General features: G+C 73.0%; 19 protein-coding genes and 2 pseudogenes. 7 read left to right on the forward strand and 14 right to left on the reverse strand.

Annotated features, from left to right (window positions below; all coding sequences use genetic code 11):
• Positions 1 to 31 precede the first annotated feature (31 nt).
• Positions 32 to 1531 carry a glutamate synthase subunit beta gene (locus tag QQG74_RS23185; RefSeq protein ID WP_341716856.1) on the reverse strand — a complete coding sequence of 500 codons (1500 nt, stop codon included), beginning with the start codon at positions 1529 to 1531 and terminating at the stop codon, positions 32 to 34.
• On the reverse strand, positions 1524 to 6218 hold the full coding sequence (gene gltB / locus QQG74_RS23190) for a glutamate synthase large subunit (protein ID WP_341716857.1): 4695 nt from the start codon (positions 6216 to 6218) through the stop codon (positions 1524 to 1526). Before gltB ends, QQG74_RS23185 begins: the two co-directional genes overlap by 8 nt.
• A 707-nt stretch (positions 6219 to 6925) precedes the next feature.
• Between gltB and QQG74_RS23195 the strand changes: the two genes are divergently transcribed.
• Entirely contained in the window at positions 6926 to 7243 is a 318-nt protein-coding gene (locus tag QQG74_RS23195; protein ID WP_341716858.1) for a GNAT family N-acetyltransferase, read from the forward strand.
• A 10-nt stretch (positions 7244 to 7253) separates the two neighbouring features.
• Here the strand turns inward: QQG74_RS23195 and QQG74_RS23200 are convergent, their stop codons facing one another.
• The 5 genes and pseudogenes from QQG74_RS23200 to trpC form a co-directional block, all read right to left on the reverse strand.
• The gene (locus QQG74_RS23200) at positions 7254 to 8438 is read right to left on the reverse strand and encodes an NAD(P)/FAD-dependent oxidoreductase (RefSeq protein ID WP_341716859.1); all 1185 of its coding nucleotides are present in this window, start codon (positions 8436 to 8438) and stop codon (positions 7254 to 7256) included.
• 12 nt (positions 8439 to 8450) lie between these two features.
• On the reverse strand, positions 8451 to 9647 hold the full coding sequence (gene lgt, locus QQG74_RS23205; protein WP_341721329.1) for a prolipoprotein diacylglyceryl transferase: 1197 nt from the start codon (positions 9645 to 9647) through the stop codon (positions 8451 to 8453).
• Positions 9648 to 9860: 213 nt separating this feature from the next.
• Positions 9861 to 10655 (reverse strand): annotated as a pseudogene (trpA, locus tag QQG74_RS23210) (tryptophan synthase subunit alpha); the annotation flags it as partial.
• Between the two features lie 43 nt (positions 10656 to 10698).
• Complete coding sequence (gene trpB, locus QQG74_RS23215) at positions 10699 to 11934, reverse strand: tryptophan synthase subunit beta (RefSeq protein WP_341716860.1); 1236 nt, start codon at positions 11932 to 11934, stop codon at positions 10699 to 10701.
• Between the two features lie 35 nt (positions 11935 to 11969).
• Complete coding sequence (gene trpC / locus QQG74_RS23220; RefSeq protein WP_341721330.1) at positions 11970 to 12773, reverse strand: indole-3-glycerol phosphate synthase TrpC; 804 nt, start codon at positions 12771 to 12773, stop codon at positions 11970 to 11972.
• A 440-nt stretch (positions 12774 to 13213) separates the two neighbouring features.
• Here trpC and QQG74_RS23225 point away from each other — a divergent pair, with 440 nt between their 5' ends.
• Positions 13214 to 13465 (forward strand): hypothetical protein, encoded by a 252-nt coding sequence (locus tag QQG74_RS23225; protein ID WP_341716861.1) that lies wholly within the window; start codon positions 13214 to 13216, stop codon positions 13463 to 13465.
• On the opposite strand, the gene QQG74_RS23230 is transcribed toward QQG74_RS23225, so the two are convergent.
• From QQG74_RS23230 to QQG74_RS23250, 5 genes and pseudogenes are all read right to left on the reverse strand, one after another.
• Positions 13458 to 13979, reverse strand: coding sequence for a Trp biosynthesis-associated membrane protein (locus QQG74_RS23230; protein ID WP_341716862.1), 522 nt, complete (start codon positions 13977 to 13979; stop codon positions 13458 to 13460). The two genes, QQG74_RS23225 and QQG74_RS23230, sit on opposite strands and share 8 nt — an antisense overlap.
• Positions 13980 to 14049: 70 nt before the next feature.
• The gene (locus QQG74_RS23235) at positions 14050 to 15603 is read right to left on the reverse strand and encodes an anthranilate synthase component I (RefSeq protein WP_341716863.1); all 1554 of its coding nucleotides are present in this window, start codon (positions 15601 to 15603) and stop codon (positions 14050 to 14052) included.
• Positions 15600 to 16028, reverse strand: coding sequence for a phosphoribosyl-AMP cyclohydrolase (hisI, locus tag QQG74_RS23240; protein ID WP_341721331.1), 429 nt, complete (start codon positions 16026 to 16028; stop codon positions 15600 to 15602). The genes QQG74_RS23235 and hisI overlap by 4 nt, the downstream gene beginning before the upstream one ends.
• A 180-nt stretch (positions 16029 to 16208) precedes the next feature.
• A pseudogene (locus tag QQG74_RS23245) lies at positions 16209 to 16895 on the reverse strand (phosphoribosyl-AMP cyclohydrolase); the annotation flags it as partial.
• A 99-nt stretch (positions 16896 to 16994) separates the two neighbouring features.
• A complete protein-coding gene (locus tag QQG74_RS23250; RefSeq protein WP_341716864.1) occupies positions 16995 to 17381 on the reverse strand; it encodes a MerR family transcriptional regulator in 387 nt (128 codons plus the stop codon).
• Between the two features lie 117 nt (positions 17382 to 17498).
• Here QQG74_RS23250 and QQG74_RS23255 point away from each other — a divergent pair, with 117 nt between their 5' ends.
• The 3 genes from QQG74_RS23255 to QQG74_RS23265 are packed head-to-tail and all read left to right on the forward strand — an operon-like array spanning position 17499 to position 19657.
• Positions 17499 to 18230 (forward strand): ABC transporter ATP-binding protein, encoded by a 732-nt coding sequence (locus QQG74_RS23255; protein WP_341716865.1) that lies wholly within the window; start codon positions 17499 to 17501, stop codon positions 18228 to 18230.
• Entirely contained in the window at positions 18227 to 18982 is a 756-nt protein-coding gene (locus QQG74_RS23260) for an ABC transporter permease (RefSeq protein ID WP_341716866.1), read from the forward strand. Before QQG74_RS23255 ends, QQG74_RS23260 begins: the two co-directional genes overlap by 4 nt.
• A gap of 60 nt (positions 18983 to 19042) precedes the next feature.
• Complete coding sequence (locus QQG74_RS23265) at positions 19043 to 19657, forward strand: TetR family transcriptional regulator (RefSeq protein ID WP_341716867.1); 615 nt, start codon at positions 19043 to 19045, stop codon at positions 19655 to 19657.
• Positions 19658 to 19736: 79 nt separating this feature from the next.
• Here QQG74_RS23265 and QQG74_RS23270 read toward each other — a convergent pair whose 3' ends face one another.
• Both QQG74_RS23270 and QQG74_RS23275 read right to left on the reverse strand, forming a co-directional pair.
• Entirely contained in the window at positions 19737 to 21518 is a 1782-nt protein-coding gene (locus tag QQG74_RS23270; protein WP_341721332.1) for an ABC transporter ATP-binding protein, read from the reverse strand.
• A gap of 123 nt (positions 21519 to 21641) precedes the next feature.
• On the reverse strand, positions 21642 to 23510 hold the full coding sequence (locus tag QQG74_RS23275) for an ABC transporter ATP-binding protein (RefSeq protein WP_341716868.1): 1869 nt from the start codon (positions 23508 to 23510) through the stop codon (positions 21642 to 21644).
• A gap of 166 nt (positions 23511 to 23676) precedes the next feature.
• Here QQG74_RS23275 and QQG74_RS23280 point away from each other — a divergent pair, with 166 nt between their 5' ends.
• Both QQG74_RS23280 and QQG74_RS23285 read left to right on the forward strand, forming a co-directional pair.
• The gene (locus QQG74_RS23280; protein ID WP_341716869.1) at positions 23677 to 24306 is read left to right on the forward strand and encodes a TIGR03085 family metal-binding protein; all 630 of its coding nucleotides are present in this window, start codon (positions 23677 to 23679) and stop codon (positions 24304 to 24306) included.
• Between the two features lie 228 nt (positions 24307 to 24534).
• Positions 24535 to 25473 carry a terpene synthase gene (locus QQG74_RS23285; protein WP_341716870.1) on the forward strand — a complete coding sequence of 313 codons (939 nt, stop codon included), beginning with the start codon at positions 24535 to 24537 and terminating at the stop codon, positions 25471 to 25473.
• Positions 25474 to 25508 lie beyond the last annotated feature (35 nt).

Consider the following 25508-nt stretch of genomic DNA (forward strand, 5'->3'; position numbering starts at 1 on the left):
TATGCACGAGGCGTTAAAAGGGGGCCCTTCCTTACACCGCGAGCGGGTGGGTGGCGGGGTGGACGGGGGCGGGCAGGGAGTTGGTGCCACCGAGGTACGCGTGGATCGCGGCAGCGGCGGCCCGGCCCTCGGCGATCGCCCAGACGATAAGCGAGGCGCCCCGGTGCATGTCCCCGGCGACGAAGACGCCGTCGGCGTCGGTCTGCCAGTCGGCCCGGGAGTCGATCGCGCCCCGGGCGTTGCGGGTCAGGCCGAACTGGGTCAGCAGCGGCTGTTCCTCGGTGCCCTCGAAACCGATCGCCAGCAGCACCAGGTCGGCGGGGAGTTCCCGCTCGGTGCCCGGCACCGGGGTGACGATGCGCCGGCCGTCCCGCTTCTCGACGGTCACCTCGGCGATGCGTACCGCCCGGACCGCGCCGCTGCCGTCGTCGACGAACTCCTGCACCGCCACGGCGAAGACCCGCTCGCCGCCCTCCTCGTGCGCGGCGTACTCGCGCAGGATCCACGGCCAGGTCGGCCACGGGTCACGGGCCTCGTCGCGCTGCCTCGGCGGCTGCGGGTACAGGTCCAGCTGATGTACGCCGGCCGCGCCCTGCCGGTGCGCCACGCCGAGGCAGTCGGCCGCGGTGTCGCCGCCACCGATGATGACCACGTGCTTGCCGGCCGCGTCGATAGGCGTACCGTCGGGCAGGGTGGCCAGGGCGGGCCGATCCTCGCCGGCCGCCGCGACCACCCGGTTGGCCGCCACCAGGTGCGCCATCGCCTGGTGCACGCCGCGCAGCTGCCGGCCGGGGGTGTCGGTGTCCCGGCCCTGCAACGCGCCGCAGGCCAGCAGCACCGCGTCGTGCCCGGCGCGCAACTGCTCGGCGGTGACGTCGACGCCGATGTGCACGCCGGTGCGGAACTGCACGCCCTCGGCCGCCAGCTGGGCCACCCGGGCGTCGATGTGCCGCTTCTCCAGCTTGAAGTCGGGGATGCCGTAGCGCAGCAGGCCGCCGATGGCGTCGTCGCGCTCGTACACCGTCACGGCGTGGCCGGCGCGGGCCAGCTGCTGGGCGGCGGCGAGCCCGGCCGGGCCGGAGCCGACCACGGCGACCGAGCGCCCGGTGGGCACCGCTGCCGGACGCGGCGTCAGGCCCCGGGCCGCGGCCGCGTCGGCGATCTCCACCTCGACCTGCTTGATGGTCACCGGGTCGCCCCCGGCGATGCCGAGTACGCAGGCCGCCTCGCAGGGCGCCGGGCAGAGCCGCCCGGTGAACTCGGGGAAGTTGTTTGTGGCGTGCAGCGACTCCACCGCCGCGTCCCAGTTGCCGGTGCGGACCAGGTCGTTCCAGTCCGGTATGCGGTTGCCCAGCGGGCAGCCGTCGTGGCAGAACGGGATGCCGCAGTCCATGCAGCGGGTGGCCTGCTCGCGGATCAGTTCCTCACCGGCGGGCGGGTAGACCTCCCGCCAGTCGCTGATGCGCACCGGCACCGGCCGGCGGGCCGGCAGCTGCCGGCCGTAGCGCAGGAAACCGTTCGGGTCAGGCACGAGCCACCTCCTGGGCGAGGGCCCGCGGGGCGGGCGGAACCGGCGCGGACGTGTCGGCGGGCGCGGGCCGCGCCGCCGGGGCGGCCGGTGCCGCCAGTGCGCTCATCACCGCGTCGTCGACGTCCTGGCCGGCAGCTTCGGCGGCCTGCATGATCTCCATCACCCGGCGGTAGTCCCGGGGTACCACGGCGGTGAACTCCTCCACCGCCTCGGGCCAGCGCTTGAGCAGCGCCTCGGCGACCGCCGAGTCGGTCTCCGCGAAGTGCCGCTGCACCAGTTCGTGCAGGCGGGCCCGCTCCGCCTCGCTCGGCGCGGAGAGGTCGACCAGCTCGGTGTTGACCAGCCGCCGGTTGAGGTTCCAGACGAAGGCGGTGCCGCCGGACATGCCGGCGGCGAAGTTGCGCCCGGTCGGGCCGAGCACCACCACCGTGCCGCCGGTCATGTATTCGCAACCGTGGTCGCCGACGCCCTCGACGACGGCCACCGCGCCGGAGTTGCGTACCGCGAACCGCTCCCCCACCCGGCCGCGCAGGAAGACCTCGCCGGCGGTGGCGCCGTACAGGATGGTGTTGCCGGCGATGATCTGGTCCTCGGCCCGGCGGCCGGGGGCGGCTTCGGTGGCCACGAAGGGCGCCGCCGCGTCCGGCCGGACCACCAGCCGCCCGCCGGAGAGCCCTTTGCCGACGTAGTCGTTGGCGTCGCCGTGCAGGCGCAGGGTGACCCCGCGTGGCAGGAACGCGCCGAAGGACTGCCCGGCGGTGCCGCGCAGGGTGAACTCGATGGTGTCGGCGGGCAGTCCGGCGCCGCCGTGCCGGCGGGTCACCGCGCCGCCGAGCATGGCGCCCACGCTGCGGTGCTCGTTGCGGATCACCACCTCGGCCCGCACCGGCGGAATCCGCTGCTCGCCGTCGGCCGCTTCGGTGCCGCGCAGGGCCGGCTCGGCCAACGCGATCAGCTCGTTGTCCAGGGCCAGTTCCAGGCCGTGGTCCTGGGCCCGGACACCTCGGCGGGCTGCGCCCTCGGGCAGCTCGGGCAGGTGCAGCACCCGGTGCAGGTCGAGCCCGCCGGCCTTCCAGTGCTCGATCGCCGGTGCCACGTCGAGCAGCTCGGTGCGGCCGATCGCCTCGTCGATGCTGCGCAGGCCCAGCTCGGCCAGGTAGCCGCGGATCTCCTCGGCGAGGAAGAGGAAGAAGTTCTCCACGAACTCCGGCTTGCCGGTGAACCGCTCGCGCAGCACCGGGTTCTGGGTGGCGATGCCGACCGGGCAGGTGTCCAGGTGGCAGACGCGCATCATCACGCAGCCGGAGACGATCAGCGGGGCGGTGGCGAAGCCGAACTCCTCGGCACCGAGCAGCGCCGCGACGATCACGTCCCGGCCGGTCTTGAGCTGGCCGTCGACCTGCACGGTGACCCGGTCGCGCAGCTTGTTCAGCAGCAGCGTCTGCTGCGCCTCGGCCAGCCCCAGCTCCCACGGGGTGCCGGCGTGCTTGAGCGAGTTCAGCGGGGAGGCGCCGGTGCCGCCGTCGTGGCCGGAGATCAGGATGACGTCGGCCTTGAGCTTGGCCACCCCGGCGGCGACGGTGCCGACACCGACCTCGCTGACCAGCTTGACGTGCACCCGGGCGGCCGGGTTGACGCACTTGAGGTCGTGCACCAGCTGGGCGAGGTCCTCGATCGAGTAGATGTCGTGGTGCGGCGGCGGGGAGATCAGGCCGACCCCGGGGGTGGCGTGCCGGGTCCGGGCGATCCACGGCCAAACCTTGTTGCCGGGCAGCTGCCCGCCCTCGCCGGGCTTGGCCCCCTGGGCCATCTTGATCTGAAGGTCGTCGGCGTTGACCAGGTATTCGCTGGTCACCCCGAAGCGACCGCTGGCGATCTGCTTGACCGCCGAGCGGCGCGCCGGGTCGTGCAGGCGCTCGACGTCCTCACCGCCCTCGCCGGTGTTGGACTTGCCGCCGAGGCGGTTCATCGCGATGGCGAGGGTCTCGTGCGACTCCGCCGAGATCGACCCGTACGACATGGCGCCGGTGGCGAACCGCTTGACGATCTCGCTGGCCGGCTCGACCTCCTCGATCGGCACCGCCGGCCGGACGCCGGTACGCAGCCGGAACAGCCCGCGCAGTGAGCCGGCCCGGGCGGCCAGTTCGTCGACCTTCGCGGTGTAGGAGCGGAACACGTCGTACTGGCGGCTGCGGGTGGCGTGCTGGAGCAGGAAGACCGTCTCCGGGTTGAACAGGTGCAGCTCGCCCTCGCGGCGCCACTGGTACTCGCCGCCGACGGGCAGCCGGTCCACGGCGTCGGCGCCCGGTGCCGGCCAGGCCAGCGCGTGCCGGGCGGCCACCTCGGCGTGGATGCCGTCGAGGCCGACCCCGCTGATCGTGCTCGGCGTGCCCCGGAAGTACCGCTCGACCAGGCGGGTGTGCAGCCCGACCGCCTCGAAGACCTGCGCGCCGCAGTACGACGACACGGTCGAGATGCCCATCTTGGACATGATCTTGAGGACGCCCTTGCCGAGCGCCTTGACGTAGTTGCGGATCGCGGCCCGTGGCTCGACACCGGTCAGCGCGCCGGTGGAGATCATGTCCTCCACCGACTCGAAGGCCAGGTACGGGTTGACCGCCGCCGCGCCGTAGCCGATCAGCACCGCCGCGTGGTGCACCTCGCGGCAGTCGCCGGACTCGACGATCAACGCGACCTGGGTGCGGGTCTGCTCGCGGACCAGGTGCTGGTGCACCGCCGCGGTGAGCAGCAGCGACGGGATCGGCGCCAGGTCGGCGTTGGAGTCGCGGTCGGAGAGCACCAGGATCCGTACGCCGTCCTCGATCGCCTCGGAGACGTGCCGGCAGATCTCGGTGAGCCGGGCCTTGATCCCGGCGCCGCCCTCGCGGACCCGGTACAGCCCGGAGACCCGGACCGCCTTGAAACCGGGCAGGTCGCCGTCCTCGTCGATGTCGAGGAGCTTGGCCAGCTCGTCGTTGTCGATCACCGGGTAGGGCAGCACGATCTGCCGGCAGCTCGCCGGACCGGGATCGAGCAGGTTGCCCTCCGGGCCGATGGTCGTGGCCAGGCTGGTCACCAACTCCTCGCGGATGGCGTCCAGCGGCGGATTGGTGACCTGGGCGAAGAGCTGGTGGAAGTAGTCGTAGAGCAGGCGCGGCCGGGTGGAGAGCGGGGCGATCGGGGTGTCGGTGCCCATCGAGCCGATCGGCTCCACGCCGGTGCGGGCCATCGGGGCGAGCAGGATCTTCAGCTCTTCCTCGGTGTAACCGAAGGTCTGCTGCCGGCGGCGGACCGAGTCGTGGGTGTAGACCACGTGCTCGCGCGGCGGCAGGTCGTCCAGCTCGATCAGGCCGGCGTGCAGCCAGTCGGCGTACGGCTCGGCGGCGGCCAGCTCGGTCTTGATCTCGTCGTCGTGCACGATCCGGCCGGTGGTGGTGTCGACCAGGAACATCTTGCCGGGCTGGAGCCGGCCCTTGGCGACCACGGTGGCCGGGTCGAGGTCGAGCACGCCCGCCTCGCTGCCCAGCACGACGAGGCCGTCGGCGGTCTGCCACCAGCGGCCCGGCCGCAGGCCGTTGCGGTCGAGCACCGCGCCGACGATCTCGCCGTCGGTGAACGCGACCGAGGCCGGCCCGTCCCACGGTTCCATCAGGCTGGCGTGGAACCGGTAGAAGGCGCGCTTGTCCGCGCGCATGTCGGGGTCGTTCTCCCAGGCTTCCGGGATCATCATCAGCACCGCGTGCGGCAGGCTGCGCCCGGCCAGGTGCAGCAGCTCCAGGACCTCGTCGAAGTTGGCCGAGTCGGAGGCGGCCGGGGTGCAGACCGGGAAGACCCGGCGGATGTTGCCGGGCAGCTGCGGCGTACGCAGCAGCGCCTCGCGGGCCTGCATCCAGTTCCGGTTGCCGCGGATGGTGTTGATCTCACCGTTGTGCGCGATGAAGCGGTACGGGTGCGCCAGCGGCCAGGACGGAAAGGTGTTCGTGGAGAACCGGGAGTGCACCAGGGCGATGGCGCTGACCACCCGCTCGTCGGTCAGGTCCGGGTAGAACGCGGGCAGCTGGTCCGGGGTGAGCATGCCCTTGTAGACCATCGTGCGACCGGAGAGCGACGGAAAGTACGCCGGCACGCCGCGCTCGGCGGACTCCCGTTCGGCCTGCTTGCGTACGCAGAACGCGACCCGCTCCAGCTCGATGCCGCTCAGCGGGGAGCCGGCCGGGCCGGCGGGGGTGTCGGTGAGCCGCTGCGCGGCGAGGAAGAGCTGCCGGACCCGGGGCATCGCCGCCAGGGCGGTCTCGCCGAGGTCCGAGGGGTCGACCGGTACGTCCCGCCAGCCGAGCAGCTCGGCGCCCTCGACCAGGGCGTACTTCTCGACCACCTGCCGGGCGCGGGCCTCGGCGGCGTCGTCGTCGGGAAGGAAGACCAGGCCGGTGGCGTACTCGCCGGCCGGGGGCAGCGGGAACTGCACCACGGCGCGCAGAAACGCGTCCGGTACCTGGATCATGATGCCCGCGCCGTCACCGGTGTTCGGTTCGGCACCCCGGGCACCCCGGTGGTCCAGCCGACACAGCGCGCCGAGGCCGTTGGCGACCACCGTGTGAGAGCGTCGACCGTGCAGGTCCGCCACGAAGGCCACGCCACACGCATCGTGCTCGTGGGCGCCGTCATAGAGACCGGCCGGGGATGTCACCTGGCCGGTTCCCGGCGCCGGATGGGGGCGGTGTGGGTACGCAAAGGCCACCGGGCCTCCTGTCGTCACTCAGGTTGGATCACGGTCGGGACGACGTCGGCCCTTACTCGGTCTATTGAGTCTACGTTAGGGCGCGGTACGCAAGGCCAGTGCAGATTGATCACACCGTCCAGAGTCTGGGACCGGTAGTCTCGCGCGGTGGATAGCATGCACGCCGGCCTGCTCGACCGGTTGGAACGCTTCTACGACGGACTGCCCCGGGAAGCGGCCCGTGCGGAAGATCACGGCGGTTTGGTGCTCTTCATCCGGAACGGCCCCGGATGGCCGTTCTACGCCCGTCCCCGGCGGGGCGCGTCCCGACCGCCCACCCTCGCCGACCTGTCGGCGGTACGGGCCCGCCAGCGGGCCCTCGGCCTGCCCGAGGCCCTCGAATGGGTGCATGAGAGCACACCCGGTCTGCTCGCCGTGGCCCGCTCGGCGGGCCTGTCGGTGCACCAGGCACCGCTCATGGTGCTCGACCCGGCCGGGCTGCCCGATCCGGCCACCTGTGCCGGCGTACCGACCCGGGTGCTGAGCCCGACCGACCCCGATCTGTCGGCGGCGGTGGCGGCCCGCCGCGCGGTCGCCGCGGTCGGCTTCTCGGTGCCCGGCACCGGCCGGGGCCGGCCGGCCCCACCGAGCGGGACGCCGCGCTCGCCGAACTGGACGTGGCGGCGCTGGCCGAGGAGCGGGCCGGTATCGTCGCCGGACGACGGCTGTCCGCGCTGGTCAGAACGGCCGAGGAGGGGGTGCTGGCGGGCGCCATGGCGATGCGCCTCGACGACGCCGCCGAGATCGCCGGGGTGGCCACCCTGCCGGCCGCCCGCCGTCGCGGCCTGGCCACCGCCGTCACGGCCGCCCTGGCCCGGGCCCTGCTGGCCGCCGGCGTCGACCTGGTCTTCCTCGCCGCCGGTGACGAGGAGATCGCCCGGGTCTACCTACGGGTCGGCTTCCGGCGGGTGGCGACCGCCTGCACCGCCAACTGACCCGCTCCGGTCAGTTGGCCGGCGGGCGCCACTGGGTGGCGATGGTGGTGGCGCTGCCGAGCAGGCGGGGAGTGATGGTGCCGAGCGCGGCGTCGCGGGCGCGCAACGCCAGCCGGCCCCGGGTCTGTAGCACCGCCGACATCCGGCGGGTCTGCCGGACCACGACCGCCGCGCGGGGCCGACGCACCCGGTCGTACGCCAGCACCGCGTCGGGCAGCGTCGACTCGCGCAGCAGCGCGGCGAGCGTCGCGGCGTCCTCGAAGGCGAGGCAGGTGCCCTGCCCGAGGTGCGGCGGCATGGCGTGCGCGGCGTCGCCGAGCAGCACCACCCCACCCGGTCCGACCGGAAAGCCGTACGCCCGGGGCAGCGGACGCAGTTCCCGGATCTCCTGCTGCACCAGGTCGGCCGGATCGGTGGCGGCAAGCAACTCGGCCACGGGTGCGGGCCAGCCGGCGTACCAGCGGCGCAACAGCGCAAGTTGCGTCTCGGGCGGCTCCGGTCGGGGCGCACCGGCCGCGGTCGCCATCCAGTGGATGCCGCCCCGGCTGGACCCGCCGGAGGAGCCCCGGTCGCCCAGCGAGGCGGCCACGAACCGGTAGCCGGCGCCGAGGATCTCGCCGCCGACGGCCTCGGGCAGGCCCGAGGCCCGATACCAGGGGATCACCGCCCGCCAGGCGGCGCAGCCGGAGCTGACCAGGCTCGCCTCGGGGGCTAGCTGACGGCGGATCACGCTCTCGGCGCCGTCCGCCGCGACGATGAGGTCCGCCTCGAAGGTATGCCGGCCGTCGCCGACCGCCGGACGCTCGCCCGGCGTCGCGCGTACCGTCCGCACGGTCACCCCGGTGCGCAGCTCGACCCGTTCCCCCAGGCCCGCGATCAGCGCGTCGTGCAGGTCCTCCCGGTGCACCACCACCGGCAGCCGCTCGACCGGGGTCTGTCTCGGCTGCACCAGCCAGTGCCCGTCCGGGCGTCGGATTCCGCCGTCGGGCAACGGCGTGGCGATCGCGTCCAGGCCGGCGGCGAGGTCCAGGGCACGCAGGGCGCGGACCCCGTTGGGCCAGAGCACCACGGCCGTCGGCTCGGGGCGGATCCGGTCGGCCCGCTCCAGGAGGGTGACCTGCCAGCCGGATCGGGCCAGCGCGCCGGAGACCGCCAGGCCGCCGGGGCCGCCGCCGACCACCACCGCGGTACGCATACCGCCCCCTCGTTAGCTGTCGCGATCGGCGGGTCGGCCGGGCGCGGACTCCACCGCCTCGCCGTCGGCGGACCCACCGGCCGGCTCGGCGCCACCGCTCGCGGCGGCCGGGCCCGACGAGCCGGAGTCCGCGGTCGCGGAGTTCCCGGCGCCGGTGGTGGTCCCGGAGTCGCCAGCGGAGTCACCGGCGACCACCTCGGGCGGCGCCTCGCCGGTGGCCTGCCAGTGCCGGAACTGCTCCTCGCTGACCACCCGGTAGCCCTCCGGCACGGCCGACTCGCTGCTGGCCCGCTGCGCCGACAGATCCAGCTGGGAGACGTCGGAGCTGGTCTGCGGCGCGGGGGCCGCCGGCAGGCCGATCGGGATCAGGTACTCGCGCGGCCCACGGACCCGCAGGAAGTAGATCAACGCGCCGAGGAAGACAAGCGCCGCGGTCCAGACGTTGAGGCGTACGCCGAGGACGGTGTTCGCCTCGTCGGTGCGCATCATCTCGATCCAGAACCGGCCGGCGGTGTAGCCCATCACGTAGAGCGCGAACGCCCGGCCCCGGCCGAGGCGCAGCTTGCGGTCGAGGAAGAAGACAAGCGCGGCGACGCCGACGTTCCACAGCGCCTCGTAGGCGAAGGTCGGGTGGTAGAGCCCCTCCTCCAGGATCGGCCGGCCCGCCTCGTCGCGCAGCGCCTGCCCGCCGTCCATCCGGTGGATCTCCAGCCCCCAGGGCAGGTCGGTCCGGCCGCCGTAGAGCTCGTTGTTGAACCAGTTGCCGAGCCGCCCGACCGCCTGGGCCAGTGGCAGGCCCGGCGCCAGCGCGTCGGCGACCACCGCGAACGGGATGCCGAGCTGCCGGGCGGCGAACCAGGCACCGACCGCGCCACCGGCGACCGCGCCCCAGATGCCCAGCCCACCCTCGTGGATGAAGAACACCTTGATCGGGTCACCGCCGGTGCCGAAGTACGCCGCCGGAGAGGAGATCACGTGGTAGATCCGGGCACCGATGATGCCGGCCGGCACCGCCCAGAGGGCGATGTCCAGCACCGCACCGGGGGCGACGCCACGCTGACGCAGTCGTCGTTCGGTGATCCAGCAGGCCAGTACGATGCCGGCGATGATGCACAGGGCGTACGCCCGCAGGGGGATCGGCCCGAGGTGCCACACGGCGGTACTCGGGCTGGGGATGGCGGCCAGGTACGTCGGCGAGGCGAGACTCACGGATGCACACGGTACCGCTGTCACCCCCTCCACCGTCACCCCGCCCACCACCCCACCCACCACCCCGCCCCCACCCACACCCCACCCCACACCCCACCCGCCCCACCCAGCCCCCGCGATCTTGCACTTTTCGTCGCCCCAAACCAGGACATAACAGACGTTTCGTCGACCAAAAGTGCATGATCGGCGAGAAAGGGGTGTGGGGTTAGGGGTGGGGGTGCGGACGCCCTGGGCTAGTTCGGTGGACAGGGTGGCGAGGGCGGTGCGGGCGGCGGCGGGGTCGGGGGCGTCGAGCAGGCAACGGATCAGGGCGCTGCCGACGATCACCCCGTCGGCGTACCCGGCGACGGCGGCGGCCTGCGCACCCGTGCCGACGCCCAGGCCGACGCCGACCGGCAGGTCGGTGACCTCCCGGACCCGGGACACCAGCACGGGCGCGGCCTGCGAGGTCTGGGTACGTGCGCCGGTCACCCCCATCAGGGCGGTGGCGTAGACGAAGCCACGGCAGTGCCGCACGGTCATCGCCAGCCGGTCATCCGTGGAGGAGGGCGCGACCAGGAAGGTCCGGTCCAACCCGTACGCATCCGAGGCGGCCAGCCACTCGTCGGCCTCCTCCGGAATCAGATCCGGAGTGATCAGCCCGGTCCCCCCGGCGGCGGCCAGGTCCCGGGCGAACGCCTGCACGCCGTAGCGCTCGATCGGGTTCCAGTAGGTCATCGTGACCACCTGTGCGCCGGTGGCCGCGACCTCCTCGATGATCCGCAGCGCGTCCCGGGTGCGTACGCCGCCGGCCAGGGCGATGTCGCTGGCCCGCTGGATCACCGGGCCGTCCATCACCGGATCGGAGTAGGGGATCTCCACCTCGATCACGTCGACCCCGGCGGAGACCATCGTCTTCATCGCCGCGATGCTCTGCTCGACGGTGGGGAAGCCGGCCGGCATGCAGCCGATCAACACCGCGCGCCCATCCGCCCTGGCCTTGTCGAAGGCGACCCCGATCCGGCTCATGCCGGTACCTCGCCGCGCCGTGCGACCCGCTGGTTCATGGCCCTCACTCCTTGTCGAGGATGCCGAAGTACTCGCCGGCGGTGTGTACGTCCTTGTCACCCCGACCGGAGAGGTTGACCACGATGGTGGGCTGCCGGCCCAGCTCGGCGGCGAGTTCTCCGGCCACGGCAAGGGTGCCGGCGAGGGCGTGCGCGCTCTCGATCGCGGGGATGATCCCCTCGGTGCGGCACAGCAGCTCGAACGCCGCCATCGCCTCGGCGTCGGTCACCGGCCGGTAGCTGGCCCGGCCGGTGTCGTGCAGCCAGGCGTGCTCCGGCCCCACCCCCGGGTAGTCCAGCCCGGCGGAGATCGAGTGCGACTCCCGGGTCTGGCCGTCGTCGTCCTGGAGCACGTACGTCCGAGTGCCGTGCAGCACGCCGGCCGAGCCGCCGGTGATGCTGGCCGCGTGCCGGCCGGTGGACATGCCCTCGCCGCCGGCCTCGAAGCCGTAGAGCCGCACCTGCGGGTCGTCGGTGAAGGCGTGGAAGATGCCGAGCGCGTTGGAGCCGCCGCCGACGCAGGCGGTGACCGCGTCCGGCAGCGCGCCGGTCAGGTCCAGGCACTGCGCACGCGCCTCGTCGCCGATGCCCCGGACGAAGTCGCGCACCAGCTGCGGGAACGGGTGCGGGCCGGCGGCCGTGCCGATCAGGTAGTGGGTGTCGTCGACGTTGGCCACCCAGTCCCGCATCGCCTCGTTCATCGCGTCCTTGAGCGTGCGCGAGCCGGTGGTGACCGGGACCACCGTGGCACCGAGCATCCGCATCCGGGCCACGTTCAACGCCTGCCGCTCGGTGTCCACCTCGCCCATGTAGACCACGCAGTCCAGGTCGAACAGGGCGGCGGCGGTGGCGGTGGCGACGCCGTGCTGACCGGCGCCGGTCTCGGCGATCACCCGCCGCTTACCCATCCGCCGGGTGAGCAGCGCCTGACCGAGCACGTTGCGCACCTTGTGCGCGCCGGTGTGGTTGAGGTCCTCCCGCTTGAGCAGCACCCGGGCACCGGCCTGCGCGGAGAAGCGACGGGCCTCGTACAGCAGCGACGGGGTGCCGGCGTAGTCGCGCAGCAGGGCGGCGAACTCGGCCTGGAACTCCTCGTCGGCCATTGCCGCCCGGTGCGCGGCGTCCAGCTCGTTCAGGGCGGCGACCAGCGCCTCCGGCACGAAACGGCCACCGAAGCGGCCGAAGTGACCGGCCGCGTCGGGAAACTGCGCCGCCGGGGCGGCCAGCGCGTCGGCGCTCATGCCGACTCCTCTCGGTACGACGGGTACCGGCGCGGTCAGCGCACCGGGCGGGGCGTCGCGGGGTGATTGCCCGCGTTTACCAGTTCGGCCACCGCCTCGCGGGGACTCTTCTGGGTGATCAGGCCCTCGCCGACAAGTACCGCGTCGGCGCCGGCCGAGGCGTACCGGATGAGGTCGTGCGGGCCGCGTACGCCGGACTCGGCGATCTTGACAACGCTGCTCGGCAGGCCGGGCGCGATCCGTTCGAAGACCGACCGGTCGACCTCCAGGGTACGCAGATCGCGGGCGTTGACCCCGATCACCTGCGCACCGGCCTCCAGCGCCCGGTCGGCCTCCTCCTCGTCGTGCACCTCGACAAGCGCGGTCATGCCCAGCGACTCGATCCGCTCCAGCAGGCCGACCAGCACGTTCTGCTCCAGCGCGGCGACGATCAGCAGCACCAGGTCGGCACCGTGCGCCCGGGCCTCGTGCACCTGGTAGCTGGAGACCACGAAGTCCTTACGCAGCACCGGGACGTTCACCGCCGCTTTGACGGTCGCCAGGTCGTCGAGCGATCCGCCGAACCAGCGGCCCTCGGTGAGCACACTGATCGCGCGGGCCCCGCCGGCGGCGTACTCACCGGCCAACTCGGCCGGGTCGGCGATCTCGGCCAACTTGCCCTTGGACGGCGAGGAGCGCTTCACCTCGGCGATGACGGCAACGCCCGGCCGCCGCAGGGCCGCGTACGCGTCCAGCGGCGGCGGGGCGGCGGCGGCCAGTTCGCGGATCCGCTCCAGCGGAACCTGCTCCTGCCGTCGGGCCACGTCCGCCCGGACGCCGGCCAGGATCTCGTCCAACACGCTCGTGGACGCCGCCGTACCGGCCTCGTCCCCCTCCGCGTGCGCATGCTCAGCAGTCACCAACGGACTCCCCTCTCCGGGTGTCATGGGCCGATGCTAGGGGGCTCTACCTGGCCCCGAGCGGCGGGGGTATGGCGCTCCTCACGAAATGGACTGCGGCATAATGGCCAACTTGCGCAAACACGCTGTGACTCTACGTCACCGCCCCATCGACAGCCACTTATGTCGAGGTCGTCCGGGCGTACCGCCGACGGCCAGTACGACCGGCATCGATGCTGTGAGCTTGCTCAAGGACGAACGGCCCTTTCCCTGCTCAGGTGGGCTGCCGGAGAGTTGACGAGGCAGTCATCACTACGAAACGCGAGTCGAGCAGCATCTTCCTCGGGCAGACTCAACGACGCGCCTGCCCCACCACCCGCCGATCTTCTCCGGGGTGACCCATGAGCTCCTCCGCGCCGCACCAGACCATCGGACTCACCACGATCTCGCGTACCGTCGCATCGCTCGCGGTCGGCGTCGTGCACACGCTGGAGCGCGCCATGGTCGGGCCGGACCGGATGCGGACCGCGAGCGGCAACGCGTGGGAGGCCATCTGCGCCGACCGGGCCCGCGCCGACCAGCGGGCCGCCCTCGACCAGTTGGTCGCCGAACTCGCCGCCGCCCGGGCCCGCAACCGCCAGTCGGTCAGCTGACCGTCGGATCCTCGCCCCGGTCCAGCGCGTCCCACGCGTCCACGGTGCTGCGCTCGCCGACCGGGCCACCCGCTGTCGTCGCTCGGGCGGAGCGCCGCTCGTACCGGGCGCCCATCGCCGGCCACCGGTGGCCGCGCAGCGCGGTCAGCAGCCCACCGGCCGCCGCCAGCAACCCGCCGAGCAGGCAGAGCGCCGGCCACTGCCAGACGGTCCGGCCGTCGAGGTCGGCGAAGAGCCCGTAGCCTCCGCCCGCCGCCAGCGTCAGGCCGAGCAGCGCCAGCAGACCGCCAAGCACCCGACGCAGCCCGCCCCGGGTGGCCAGCACCGCGCCCCCGCCGGCCAGCCCGACCAGCGCCAGCGCCGACAGCCAGGGCAGCACCTGCGTCCCGGTGCGTCCCTCGGTCACCCCGAGCATCGGGTCCCGGCGGACGATCTCGCCCGATTCCCAGGCTTGCGTCGCCGTCCAGGCCGCCAGGCCCGCGCCGGCCAGGCAGAGCAGCACGGCGTACGCCAACTCGCGCCGGCCCGCCGCCGGCCGCCCGCCACCGGCGGACCGGGCGGGGTCGTCTGGTCGGCCGTCCCGCTCATCGGGCCGGCCGCAGGGTCTCGGCGGCGGCGATGGCCGCCAGCACCGCGGCGGCCTTGTTCCGGGTCTCCTGGTCCTCCGCGGCCGGGTCGGAGTCGGCCACCACACCGGCGCCGGCCTGCACGTACGCCCGCCCGGAGCGGATCAGCGCGGTGCGGATGGCGATGGCCATGTCCAGGTCGCCGCCGAAGCCGAAGTAGCCGACGGTGCCGCCGTAGAGACCGCGACGGACCGGCTCCAACTCTTCGATGATCTCCATGGCGCGTACCTTCGGCGCACCGGAGAGGGTGCCCGCCGGGAACGTGGCGGCGAGCGCGTCGAAGGCGGTACGGTCCGCACGGAGCGTGCCGACCACGGTCGAGACGATGTGCATGACGTGGCTGTAGCGCTCGATGGTGGCGAACTCCGGCACCTCGACGGTGCCCGGTCGGCAGACCCGGCCCAGGTCGTTGCGGCCCAGGTCGACAAGCATCACGTGCTCGGCGCGTTCCTTGGGGTCGGCGAGCAGTTCGGCGGCGAGCCGGGCGTCGGCCTCGGGTGTCGCGCCGCGCGGACGGGTGCCGGCGATCGGGTGCAGCAGGGCCCGCCGCTCGCCGTCGGCCTCGCCGGTCACCTTGAGGTGCGCCTCCGGCGACGAACCGACGATGTCGAAGTCGTCGAAGCGCAGCAGGTACATGTACGGGCTGGGGTTTGTGGTGCGCAACACCCGGTACACGTCAAGCGGGTCGGCCTCGGTGTCGCGCTCGAAGCGCTGGGCGAGCACGATCTGGAAGCACTCGCCGGCCCGGATCGCCTCCTTGGCCGCCTCGACCGCCTTCGGATAGCCGCCGTCGGGCGTACGGCTGCGCACCTCACCGGCGGGCGGCCGGCGGACCGTGGCGACCATCGGCGGGATGGGCCGCGACAACGCAGTGGTCATCGCGTCCAGCCGGCCCACCGCGTGGTGGTAGGCGGCGGTGACCATCGCCGCCCGGCCCGGCTCGTCGTGCGGCGGCAGCACGGCGTTGGCGACCAGGATCGCCGAGCCGTCGAAGTGGTCCAGCACCACCAGATCGGTGGCGAGCATCATGCCCAGCTCGGGCAGGCGCAGGTCGTCCTCGGTGAGCGTGGGCAGCCGCTCGAAGCGGCGGATCAGGTCGTAGCCGAGGTAGCCGACCATGCCACCGGTCAGCGGGGGCATCCCGCCGTCCGGGTCGCCGGGCGGGCCGGCCAGCGCCGCCACCGTCGCGCGCAGCGCCTCGACCGGGTCACCTGTGGTCGGCAGGCCGGCCGGTGGCGTACCGAGCCAGGCGGCGACGCCGTCCCGCTCGACCAGGGTGGCGCTGCTGCGTACGCCGACGAAGGAGTAGCGGGACCAGGACAGGCCCGCCGAGCCCACGCCCTGCTCGGCCGACTCCAACAGGAAGGTCCCGGGGCCACCGGCCAGCTTGCGGTAGACCCCGACCGGAGTCTCCGCGTCGGCAAGCAGCCGCCGGGTCACCGGCACCACCCGCCAGCGGTCGGCCAACTCGGCGAAGGTGGCCGGATCCGGGCTCACCGCACCATCGCTCACGACGTCACCTCACCGGTGACCGGGAGTTCGGTGAAGAAGCAGCTGCGGTGTCCGGTGTGGCAGGCGGCACCCACCTGGTCCACGCTCACCAGCACGGCGTCGCCGTCACAGTCGAGCGCCACCGAGCGGACGTACTGGTGGTGACCGGAGGTGGCGCCCTTGACCCAGTACTCGCGCCGGCTACGCGACCAGTAGGTGGCCCGACCGGTGGTCAGGGTGCGGTGCAGGGCCTCGTCGTCCATCCAGGCGACCATCAGCACCTCGCCGCTGTCGTGCTGGCGGACCACCGCGGCCACCAGGCCATCGGGGGTGCGCCGCAGCCGGGCGGCGATCGCCGGATCAAGCCGGGACGGCCGGTCGCCGCCACCGGTCGGCCCCGGGGTTTCCAGGTGGGCGCCGGTCACCGGCGCGTCAGGTACGGGCACAGTGAGCCATTGTCCCGCACGCGGGGCGGGCACCCCAGCGGGCTCCCGGCTGGCGGACGGCCGCGCGTCGGCGGACCGACCCAACTGGGTGACGTACCGCTCAAGACGGCCGTCGAGCAGCGCGGCGGCGAGGTCCGGACCGGCGGCCTCGGCCACCTCGGCGGCGTACGGGCGGATCAGCGGCAGGGTGCCGGCCACCAGCCGGACGGCAGCCGCCCACAGTTCGCCGTTCGAGCCGGGGTGCAGCCCGAGGCAGCGCAGCATGTCCTCCGGGTAACCGGCCGGCGCGACCGGCAGGTCGAGCGCGGCGGCGAACGCCGACCGGCGGGACACCACCCGCACGGTGGGGTTCGCCGGTCGCAGCACCGACGGACAGAGCCGGGCCAGGTCGGCGGCGGCCAACCGGATGCCGAGCGAGTCGTCGGCGTCGCGGGCCGAGGCGACCTTGCCGAGGGTGGCGATCAACTCCTCCAGCCGTGGCTCGTCGGCCGGCTGGCAGAGCACCGGCAGGTCGATCCGGTCACGCCAGTACGGATCCGCCCAGAGCAGCCGGGCGGGAGCCGTCACGGGCAGGCCGAACGCCCAGTCGGCCGGCTCGCTCAGCCGGGTCACCCAGGAGCGGACGTCCCGGGCGGCCACCGAGACGTGGGTCAGCCGGCCGCAGTGCTCCGCGAGGTACGCCCGGCGGGCCGCGTACGGTGCGCCGCCGACCAGCACGTCGACGTCGACGTCGCTGTGTGCGGTAGCGGCCCGGCGGGCGTGGCTACCACGCAACAGGATGCCCACCACGGGCCGCTCGGTGGTCGCCCGCAGCCGCGCGGCCCAGTCATCGATAAACCCGCTGTCCGGTGACCGAGCGTGATCCACCGCGCCATCGTGCCGTACGTCCGATCAGCGTGCAATGACCGGTGACGGACCCGGTGTCCGGCCTGAAGGGCCGCCGCCCGTGGTATACGTGGCTCACCCTCAGTGACCGTTTTCCATTCGGCGATAGGCGTCGATCTTGAAATCGAGGATCTTGAGGTCCTCCGTCAACTCGGCCATCTGCCGCAGCACCCGGTCCCGGTGCTCCTCGAACAACTTTCGTCGGGCGCCCAGGGTCTCGTCGCCCTGCCGGGCCAGTTCGACGTAGCGGCGCATGTCGCGTACCGGCATCCCGGTGCGGCGCAGTCGGGTGAGCAGGTGCAGCCAGTCCATGTCCTGCTGGGTGTAGCGGCGCCGGCCGGCCGAGTCGCGACCGACCGGGGCGACCAGCCCCTCCTGCTCGTACCAGCGCAGGGTGTACGTGGTCAGACCGACCCGGTCGGCCACCTCGCTGACACTGAAGGTCCGCTCCCGCGTACGGATGTCCATCCATCAAGCGTCCCAGCCGCCGTCAACCCCGCGCCGATCGGTCGGGGGTCTTCCTTTTCCGGCGAGATTTCATCTACCGTTGATTTCAACGGTAGATGAAATCTTGGAGGGATGCCGATGGAGAACGCGATCGCCGTCCGCAACCTGGTCGTGGACCGGGGCGGCCGGCGGGTGCTGCACGGCATCGACGCCGCGGTGCCACGCGGCTCGGTGACCGGCCTGCTGGGGCCCAGCGGAAGCGGCAAGACGACGCTGATGCGGGCGATCGTCGGGGTCCAGGTGATCAGCGCCGGCACGGTCACCGTGCTGGGCGCGCCGGCCGGCTCGGCGCAGCTGCGTCACCGGGTGGGTTATCTGACCCAGGCGCCGAGCGTCTACGCCGACCTGACCGTGCGGGAGAACGCCCGCTACTTCGCCGCACTGCACGGCCGGGGCCGGGTCGAGGCGGACCAGGCGGTGGCCGACGTCGGGCTGGCGTCGGCGGCCGGGCAACTGGTCGGCACCCTCTCCGGCGGGCAGCGCAGCCGCGCGTCACTTGCCTGCGCCCTGGTCGGCGAGCCGGAACTGATCGTGCTCGACGAGCCCACCGTCGGCCAGGACCCGGTGCTGCGGGCCGACCTGTGGGCCCGGTTCCACGCGCTGGCCGCGGCCGGCACCACCCTGCTGGTGTCCAGCCACGTGATGGACGAGGCGGCCCGCTGCGACCGGCTGCTGCTCATCCGCGCGGGTCGGCTGATCGCCGACGACACCCCGGCCGCGGTACGCGCCACCGCCGGCGTCGACGACCTCGACGAGGCGTTCCTCCGGCTGATCAAGGCGAGCGAGACGGCACCCGGGGAGGCGGCATGAACCCCCGGATCCTCGCCGTCACCGTCGGTCGCATCCTGCGCCAGCTGCGTCACGACCGGCGTACGGTGGCCCTGCTGCTGGTCGTGCCCACCGTGCTGCTCACCCTGGTCTACTACATGTACGCCGACCAGCCCACCCCGCCCGGCCAGCCGTCCACCTTCGACCAGGTGGCGCTGGTGATGCTCGGCTTCTTCCCGTTCATCATCATGTTCCTGGTGACAAGCATCGCCATGCTCCGCGAACGGACCAGCGGCACGCTGGAACGGCTGCTCACCACCCCGCTGGCAAAGACCGACCTGCTGTTCGGCTACGGTATCGCCTTCGGGCTGGCCGGTGCCCTACAGGCCACCGTCGCCGCGGCCGTGGCGTACTTGGTGTTCGGCCTTCAGACCGCGGGCAGCAGCGGCCTGGTGATCGTGATCGCGGCGCTGAACGCGGTGCTCGCCGTCGCGCTCGGGCTGCTGTGTAGCGCCTTCGCCCGCACCGAGTTCCAGGCCGTACAGTTCATGCCGGTCGTGGTGCTGCCGCAGCTGCTGCTCTGCGGGCTCTTCGTGCCCCGCGACCAGATGGCCGGCTGGTTGCAGGCGGTCAGCGACGTGTTGCCGCTGACGTACGCCGTGGAGGCGCTACAGGAGGTCGGCGCGCACGTCGACCCGACCCAGACGATGTGGCGCGACCTCGCGATCGTCGCTGGCGCGGCGGTGCTGGCGCTGGTCCTCGCCGCGGCCACGCTGCGGCGGCGCAGCGGCTGAGGGACCTGGTCCGTGCCCCGGCTGCCGATCGGGGTACGGACCACCGAGCAAGGAGGGCGATTGGCACGGCGGACCGGACGGCGGCCCGGCAATCCGGGCACCCGTGAGGCGATCCTCGACGCGGCCCGGACCAGCTTCGCCCAGCGGGGCTTCGACGGCAGCACCATCCGGGGCATCGCCGGCACCGCCGGGGTGGACCCGGCCCTGGTACACCACTACTTCGGCAGCAAGGACCAGCTCTTCCTGGCCGCCATGCAGGCGCCGATCGACCCCCGGGAACTGCTGCCGAAGGTGCTCGACGGCGACCGCGACGGCATCGGCGAACGGCTGGTACGCATGTTCCTCACGGTCTGGGACTCACCGGTCGGCACCGCCGGGGCGGCCCTGCTGCGCTCCGCGGTCAGCAACGAGTGGACCGCCCGGCTGCTGCGCGACTTCCTGACCACCCAGGTGCTCCGCCGGATCCTCGACCACCTGGACGTCGATCCGGCGGAACTGCCGCTGCGCGGGTCGCTGGTGGCCAGCCAGCTGATCGGGTTGGCGATGATGCGGCACATCATCCGCCTGGAGGCGGCGGCCACCACCGATCCCGAAACCCTGGTCGCCGCGATCGCCCCGACCATCCAGCGCTACCTCACCGCGCCGCTGCCCGACCGGTCCGCCCGCCACGGTTGATCGGCACCGGGGTCGCCGACGTGTTAAAAGGGGGCCCCTTTACCACTTGAGGCGTTAACAAGGGGCCCTTCCTTGCACCTCAGCGGGTCTGTTCGAGCCAGGATGCGTAGAGCAGCGCGTAGACCGATCCGGGATCGCGGATCAACTCCTCGTGCGGGCCGCGCTGCACCACCCGACCCCGGTCCACCACGATCACCTCGTCGGCGCTCTGCGCGGTGCTCAGCCGGTGCGCGATGGCGAGGGTGGTCCGCCCCCGGGTCACCGCGTCCAGGGTCCGTTGCAGCCGTACCTCGGTAGCGGGGTCGACCGCGCTTGTCGCCTCGTCCAGCACCAGCAGGTCCGGATCGGCCACGTACGCGCGGGCCAACGCGACCAGCTGCCGCTCCCCCACGCTCAACGCCTCGCCGCGTTCACCCACCCCGGTGGCCAGCCCGGCCGGCAACCCGTCCAGCCAGTCGGCCAGCCCCAACTCGGTGAAGGCGGCGGTGAGCTGCTCGTCGGTCAACTCCGGCCGGGCGAAGCGGACGTTGTCGGCGACGGTGGCGTCGAACAGGAAGCCGTCCTGCGGCACCATCACCACCCGCGAACGCAACGAGTCGAAGCGGACCTCGGTCAGCGGCACCCCGGAGAGCAGCACCGCGCCCGAGGTCGGATCCATCAGCCGGGTGAGCAGCTTGGCGAAGGTGGTCTTGCCGCTGCCGGTCTCGCCGACCACCGCCACCCGGCTCTTCGCCGCGATCTCCAGGCTGACGTCGTGCAGCACCGTCGGGCCGCCCGGATAGTGGTAGTTCACCTGCGCGAACCGGACGTCCAGCGGGCCGGTGGGCAGGTCACGTCCCTGCTCACCGGGATCGGCCACGTCCGGCGACACGTCCAGCACGTCCAGCACCCGGCGCCAGCCGGCGATGGCGTTCTGCGCCTCGTTGAGCACCTCGGTGGCGATCTGCACCGGCTGGATGAAGAGCGTCACCAGGAACAGAAACGCGGTGACCTCGCCGATGGTGAGCGTCCGGTCGGCGCCGAGGATCACCCCGAGCACCACCACACCGGCCAACGCCAGCCCGGCGGCCACCTCGCCTACCGAACTGCCCAGAATGCTGATCCGGATCGCCTTCTGCTGGGCCTGCCGCTGGCTGTCGATCGCCTCGTCGAGCCGCCGGGCGGTGCGCCCGGCGATGCCGTACGCCCGGATCACCGGCGCGCCGACCACGCTCTCCCCGACCGCCGCCAGCAACGCGCCGGTGCGCTGCCGGACCACCCCGTACGCGGCGGCGAGTCGACGCTGGAGCAGCCGGATCACGAAGACCGCCGGTACGAAGGCCGCGTAGACCACAAGCGTCAGCTGCCAGGAATAGGCAAGCATCACCGCGGTGGTGACCGCCAGCTGGCCGAGGTTGACCAGCAGGATCACCCCGCCCCACTGGAGGAACTGGGTGATCTGGTCGACGTCGCTGGTGACCCGGGAGACCAGCGAGCCGCGCCGCTCGGACTGCTGGTGCAGCATGGACAGGTCGTGCACGTGCCGGAAGGCCCGGATCCGCACCCCCGCCAGCGCGGTCTCGCTGACCGTGAAGAGCCGGCGCATCATCAGGTAACCGCAGGCGGTGGTCACCACCAGCACGCCAGCGGTGATCGCCACGACGGCGAAGAGCGCGTCGAAGTTCAGCCCGTCGGCGATGCCCCGGTCGATGCCCTGCTGCACCGCCACCGGCACGGCCACCCGGCCGACCATGTAGACAAGCGCCAGGCCGAGCGTGCCGGCCAGGCCGACCCGCAGCTCCGGGGAGAGCGCCAGGCCACGACGCAGCGTCCGCCAGGTCGACTCGGCCCGCTCCGACCCCGCTTTCGTCTCGTCCACCACGACGCTCACCGGTCCCGCCTTTCGTTCGCGACTGCGGGACTCCGCTGCGCTACATTCCTCGCGCTCACCGGGCCCGCCTTTCGTTCGCGACTGCGGGACTCCGCTGCGCTACATTCCTCGCGCTCACCGGTCCACCTCCAGGCCGGAGGTCAGCGGGGCGACCTCGTCGTACGTTCGCTGCCGGTCGTGGTCGACCTCGGCCTGCTCGTAGGCGGTGACCAGGTCGGCGTAGCCGGGCACCGTGGCCAGCAGGGTGGCGTGCGGGCCTCGCGCCACCACCCGGCCCTGCTCCAGGTAGATGACCTCGTCGGCGAGCGCGATGGTGGCCCGGCGGTAGGCCACCACCATGATCGACGCGCCCGGTCCGCCGGCCTCGGCCGAGCGCAGCGCGGCCAGGATGGCGGCCTCCACCCGCGGATCGACCGCACTTGTGGCGTCGTCGAGCACCAGCAGCCGGGGCCGCCCGGCCAGGGCCCGGGCCAGGGTGAGCCGCTGCCGCTGGCCGCCGGAGAGCGAGGTGCCCCGCTCACCGACCATGGTGTCCAACCCGTCGGGCAGGGCGGCGACGAAACCGTCCGCCTCGGCCAGCCGCAGCGCGGCCCACACCGCCTCGTCGTCGATGCCCGGCCGGTCCAGCGAGACGTTGGCCCGGACGGTGTCGTCGAAGACGAACGGCACCTGGGCCACAAGCGCGGCGGTGGCGGCCAGCGAGTCGGCGGTCAACTCGCGTACGTCCACCCCGTCGATGCGGACCGTGCCGGAGCGCGGGTCCACCAGCCGGACCGCCAGCGCCGCGATTGTGGACTTGCCGGATCCGGTCGGCCCGACCAGGGCGACCGTCTTGCCGGCCGGGACCGTGAAGGAGACCTCGCCGAGCACCTGCGCGCCGGGCAGGTGCGCCTCGGCGGGCTCGTAGGCGAAGCCGACGTCGGTGAAGGTGAGCGTGGCCGGCCCGGCTTCGGCGCGGTCCAGCCGGGTGTCGCCGTACGGCATCTCGCCGGTGGCGTCGAGCACCCGGCGGATCCGATCCCAGCCGGCGACGCTGCGCGGCAGCTCGGCCAGCACCCAGCCGATCGCCCGTACCGGGAAGGCCAGCACGGTGAAGAGGAAGGCGACGCTCACCAGCTCGGCCACGTCGATGGCGCCCTGCCGCAGCCGGTACGCGCCGACCACCAGCACGGCGAGGGTGCCGAGGCTGGGCAGGGTCTCCAGCATCGGATCGAAGATGCCGCGCAGCCGGCCGACGGAGATCAGCGCGTCGCGCAACTCACCGGCGCGGCCAGCGAACCGGCCGGTCTCCTGGGCCTCCCGGCCCATCGTCTTGACCACCAACGCGCCGTCGAAGCTCTCGTGGGCGATGCCGCTGACCTCGGCCCGCAACCGCTGGGCGCGGGCCTGCCGCGGCGCCATCCGGCGGGAGTAGGCCACGTTGAGCGCGAACAGCGCCGGGAACACCGCCAGGCCGACCAGGGCGAGCGCCCAGTCGGTGACGAACAGCGCCGCCACCGCGCCGAGAAGCATCACCAGCGTGCCGACGGCGAACGGCAGCGGCGCGATCGGATTCCAGGCCGCCTCCACGTCGGAGTTCGCGTTGGAGAGCAGCGTGCCGGTGGCGTTGCGCTGGTGCCAGGACAGCGGCAGTTCGAGATAGCGGCGGGTCACCCGGCGCCGGTAGGCGGCCTGGAGGCGGTACTGCATGTAGCCCGCGCCGAGCCGCCGGCCGAAGATGCCGACCACCCGCAGCAGGCTGATCCCGAACAACGCGGTGGCCGCCAGAGCGAGCGCGCCGGTGCCGACCGACCCGCTCGCGACCGCCGGCACGACGACGTCACCGACCACCCGGCCGACCACGAACGCGCTGGCCACCACCATCAGGCCGAAGAGCACGCTGCCGGCGACCGCGACCGCGAAGATCCGCGGCTGTTCCCGGATGGCCCGCCACAGCACGGCCAACCCGCGACCGAGCACCTCCCGACTAGTACCGCTCGCCACATTCTCCCCCGCCGTAAGCTGCCCTCATCCTCCCTCATCCTTACCGCTGCGCGCCGGTCCTGCCGACCCGTAGCAATATGTCCGACGTCACCCCGGCCGACCGGCCGGACCACCGCCGTACCGGCCGACACTGCGGGTCAGCGTTGTGGCGCATACGATCGGTGCCATGCCGCGCTACGCCCGTTCCGAGCGCCGGGCGCTCGTCGAGTTGATGTCGACGCTGGGCCCGGACGCCCCGACCGTCAACGAGGGGTGGTCCGTCCGTGATCTCGCCGCGCACCTGGTGGTGCGGGAACGCCGACCGGACGCCGCAGCGGGCATCGCGCTGCCGCCGCTGCGCGACCACGGCGAGCGGGTCCGGCGCGAGGTCGCGGCGGGCGACTGGGCCGGGTTGCTCGACCAGCTGCGGCACCCTCCAGTGTGGAGCCCGGTGAGCAACCCGCTCGCCGACGAGTTGGCAAACACGCTGGAGTTCTTCATCCACCACGAGGACGTGCGCCGGGCCCAGCCGGGGTGGCAACCCCGGGAGCTGCCCGCCGGGCTGGACCGGACGCTGTGGCGCCGCTCCTCGACGCTGGCCCGGCTGGCGTTGCGCCGTTTCCCGGCCCGGGTGCTGGTGCGGGCACCGGGGCAGGGCGAGATCACCGCCGGTCGGGGCGGCGCGTCGCTGCTGCTGGAGGGCGCGCCGGGCGAACTGGCCCTCTTCCTGTCCGGTCGGCAACGGGTCACCCGCGTGCAGCTCACCGGCGAGTCGGGGCTCACGGACCGGCTCCGCGACGCCCGACTGGGCTTCTGACCCCGGCAGGCTGAGCGGCTGACCCCACCCCGGCAGGCTGAGCTGCCGATCCCGCCCCGGCAGGCTGAGCGGCTGATCCTGCCCTGGCAGGCTGAGCGGCTGATCCTGCCCGGCAGGAAACGGTCGGGGCATATTTCCGAAACGTTATCCGGTCGACCGCCCGCGACGATCGCCGCTCCCGTACGCTTGCCGCGCTGCTCCGCGTGGGGCGGTGCGACAGGGAGCGCGATGCGAAGCTTTGCGATCGCGGCACTGCGGGAACCCCCCTTCTCCAGCCTCCGACACGACGATACGGAGCGCGTCGCTGGGGAGAGTGCGGACTGGGCGCAGAGTCTTGGCCTGATCAGTAACGGTCACCGCCTGCGTCGGGCCGATGCCGCTGGGCTCGCCGGACGGGCCTGCCCGCAGGCGCCGCTGGACGGGCTACGACTACTTACCGACCTGATCTCCTGGCTGTTCGTGATGGACGACGCCTGCGACGAGGACGGCCTGGGCAGCGATCCGACCCGGCTGGCACCCGCCGTGGCGGACCTGCTGGACGTGCTCGACAACCAACGCGGGCGGGTTCCGGTGCCGGCCCGGGCCGCCGGCCCGTTGGCTCCCGCCCTGGCCGATCTGTGTCGGCGCATCCGCGCCCACCGCCGACCGGCCGTGTTGCTGCGCTTCACCGCCGGCATGCGCGAGTACCTGCTCGCGCTCCTGTGGGAGGCGGCCAACCGGGAGCACGACCGGATCCCGCCGGTAGCCGAATACGTCCAGTTGCGCCGGCACACCGGTGCCGTCTACCCCAGCCTCACCCTCACGGACCTGGCTTCGAACGGTTTTCCGCCGGCCGCCCGTCGGGCCGAACCGGGTTGGGCCACGCTGGAGTCGCTCGTCGTGGACCTGGTCTGCTGGTGCAACGACGTCTTCTCCTATCGCAAGGAGCACCGGGTCCGGCCCGACGCGCATAATCTGATCACCGTGCTGACCCGGGAACTCGGCGACGAGTCGCTGGCGCTACGGGCCGCCGCCGACCGGTTCAACGAGCGGCTCGGCGCGTACCTGAGCACCGAGCAGCGGCTGTTGGTCACCCACGGTGACGCGGTACGGCCGGCGTTGGCGGCCCGGCGGAACTGGATTCGGGCCACCTACGACTGGTCTCGGGCGGCGGAACGGTACGCCTGAGGGAAGCGTTTGCCTGGCCGGAACGGCCGTTGATG

The sequence above is a fragment of the Micromonospora sp. FIMYZ51 genome, from assembly GCF_038246755.1.
GTDB lineage: Bacteria > Actinomycetota > Actinomycetes > Mycobacteriales > Micromonosporaceae > Micromonospora.

Excerpts from the sequence above, each read along its gene's own strand:
- QQG74_RS23285 (WP_341716870.1), top strand. The coding sequence starts at position 24,535 with ATGCGAAGCTTTGCGATCGCGGCACTGCGGGAACCCCCCTTCTCCAGC.
- QQG74_RS23200 (WP_341716859.1), bottom strand. The coding sequence starts at position 8,438 with ATGCGTACCGCGGTGGTGGTCGGCGGCGGCCCCGGCGGCCTGGCGGTC.
- QQG74_RS23255 (WP_341716865.1), top strand. The coding sequence starts at position 17,499 with ATGGAGAACGCGATCGCCGTCCGCAACCTGGTCGTGGACCGGGGCGGC.
- QQG74_RS23225 (WP_341716861.1), top strand. The coding sequence starts at position 13,214 with ATGAGCTCCTCCGCGCCGCACCAGACCATCGGACTCACCACGATCTCG.
- QQG74_RS23260 (WP_341716866.1), top strand. The coding sequence starts at position 18,227 with ATGAACCCCCGGATCCTCGCCGTCACCGTCGGTCGCATCCTGCGCCAG.
- trpB (WP_341716860.1), bottom strand. The coding sequence starts at position 11,934 with ATGAGCGCCGACGCGCTGGCCGCCCCGGCGGCGCAGTTTCCCGACGCG.
- QQG74_RS23250 (WP_341716864.1), bottom strand. The coding sequence starts at position 17,381 with ATGGACATCCGTACGCGGGAGCGGACCTTCAGTGTCAGCGAGGTGGCC.
- QQG74_RS23280 (WP_341716869.1), top strand. The coding sequence starts at position 23,677 with ATGCCGCGCTACGCCCGTTCCGAGCGCCGGGCGCTCGTCGAGTTGATG.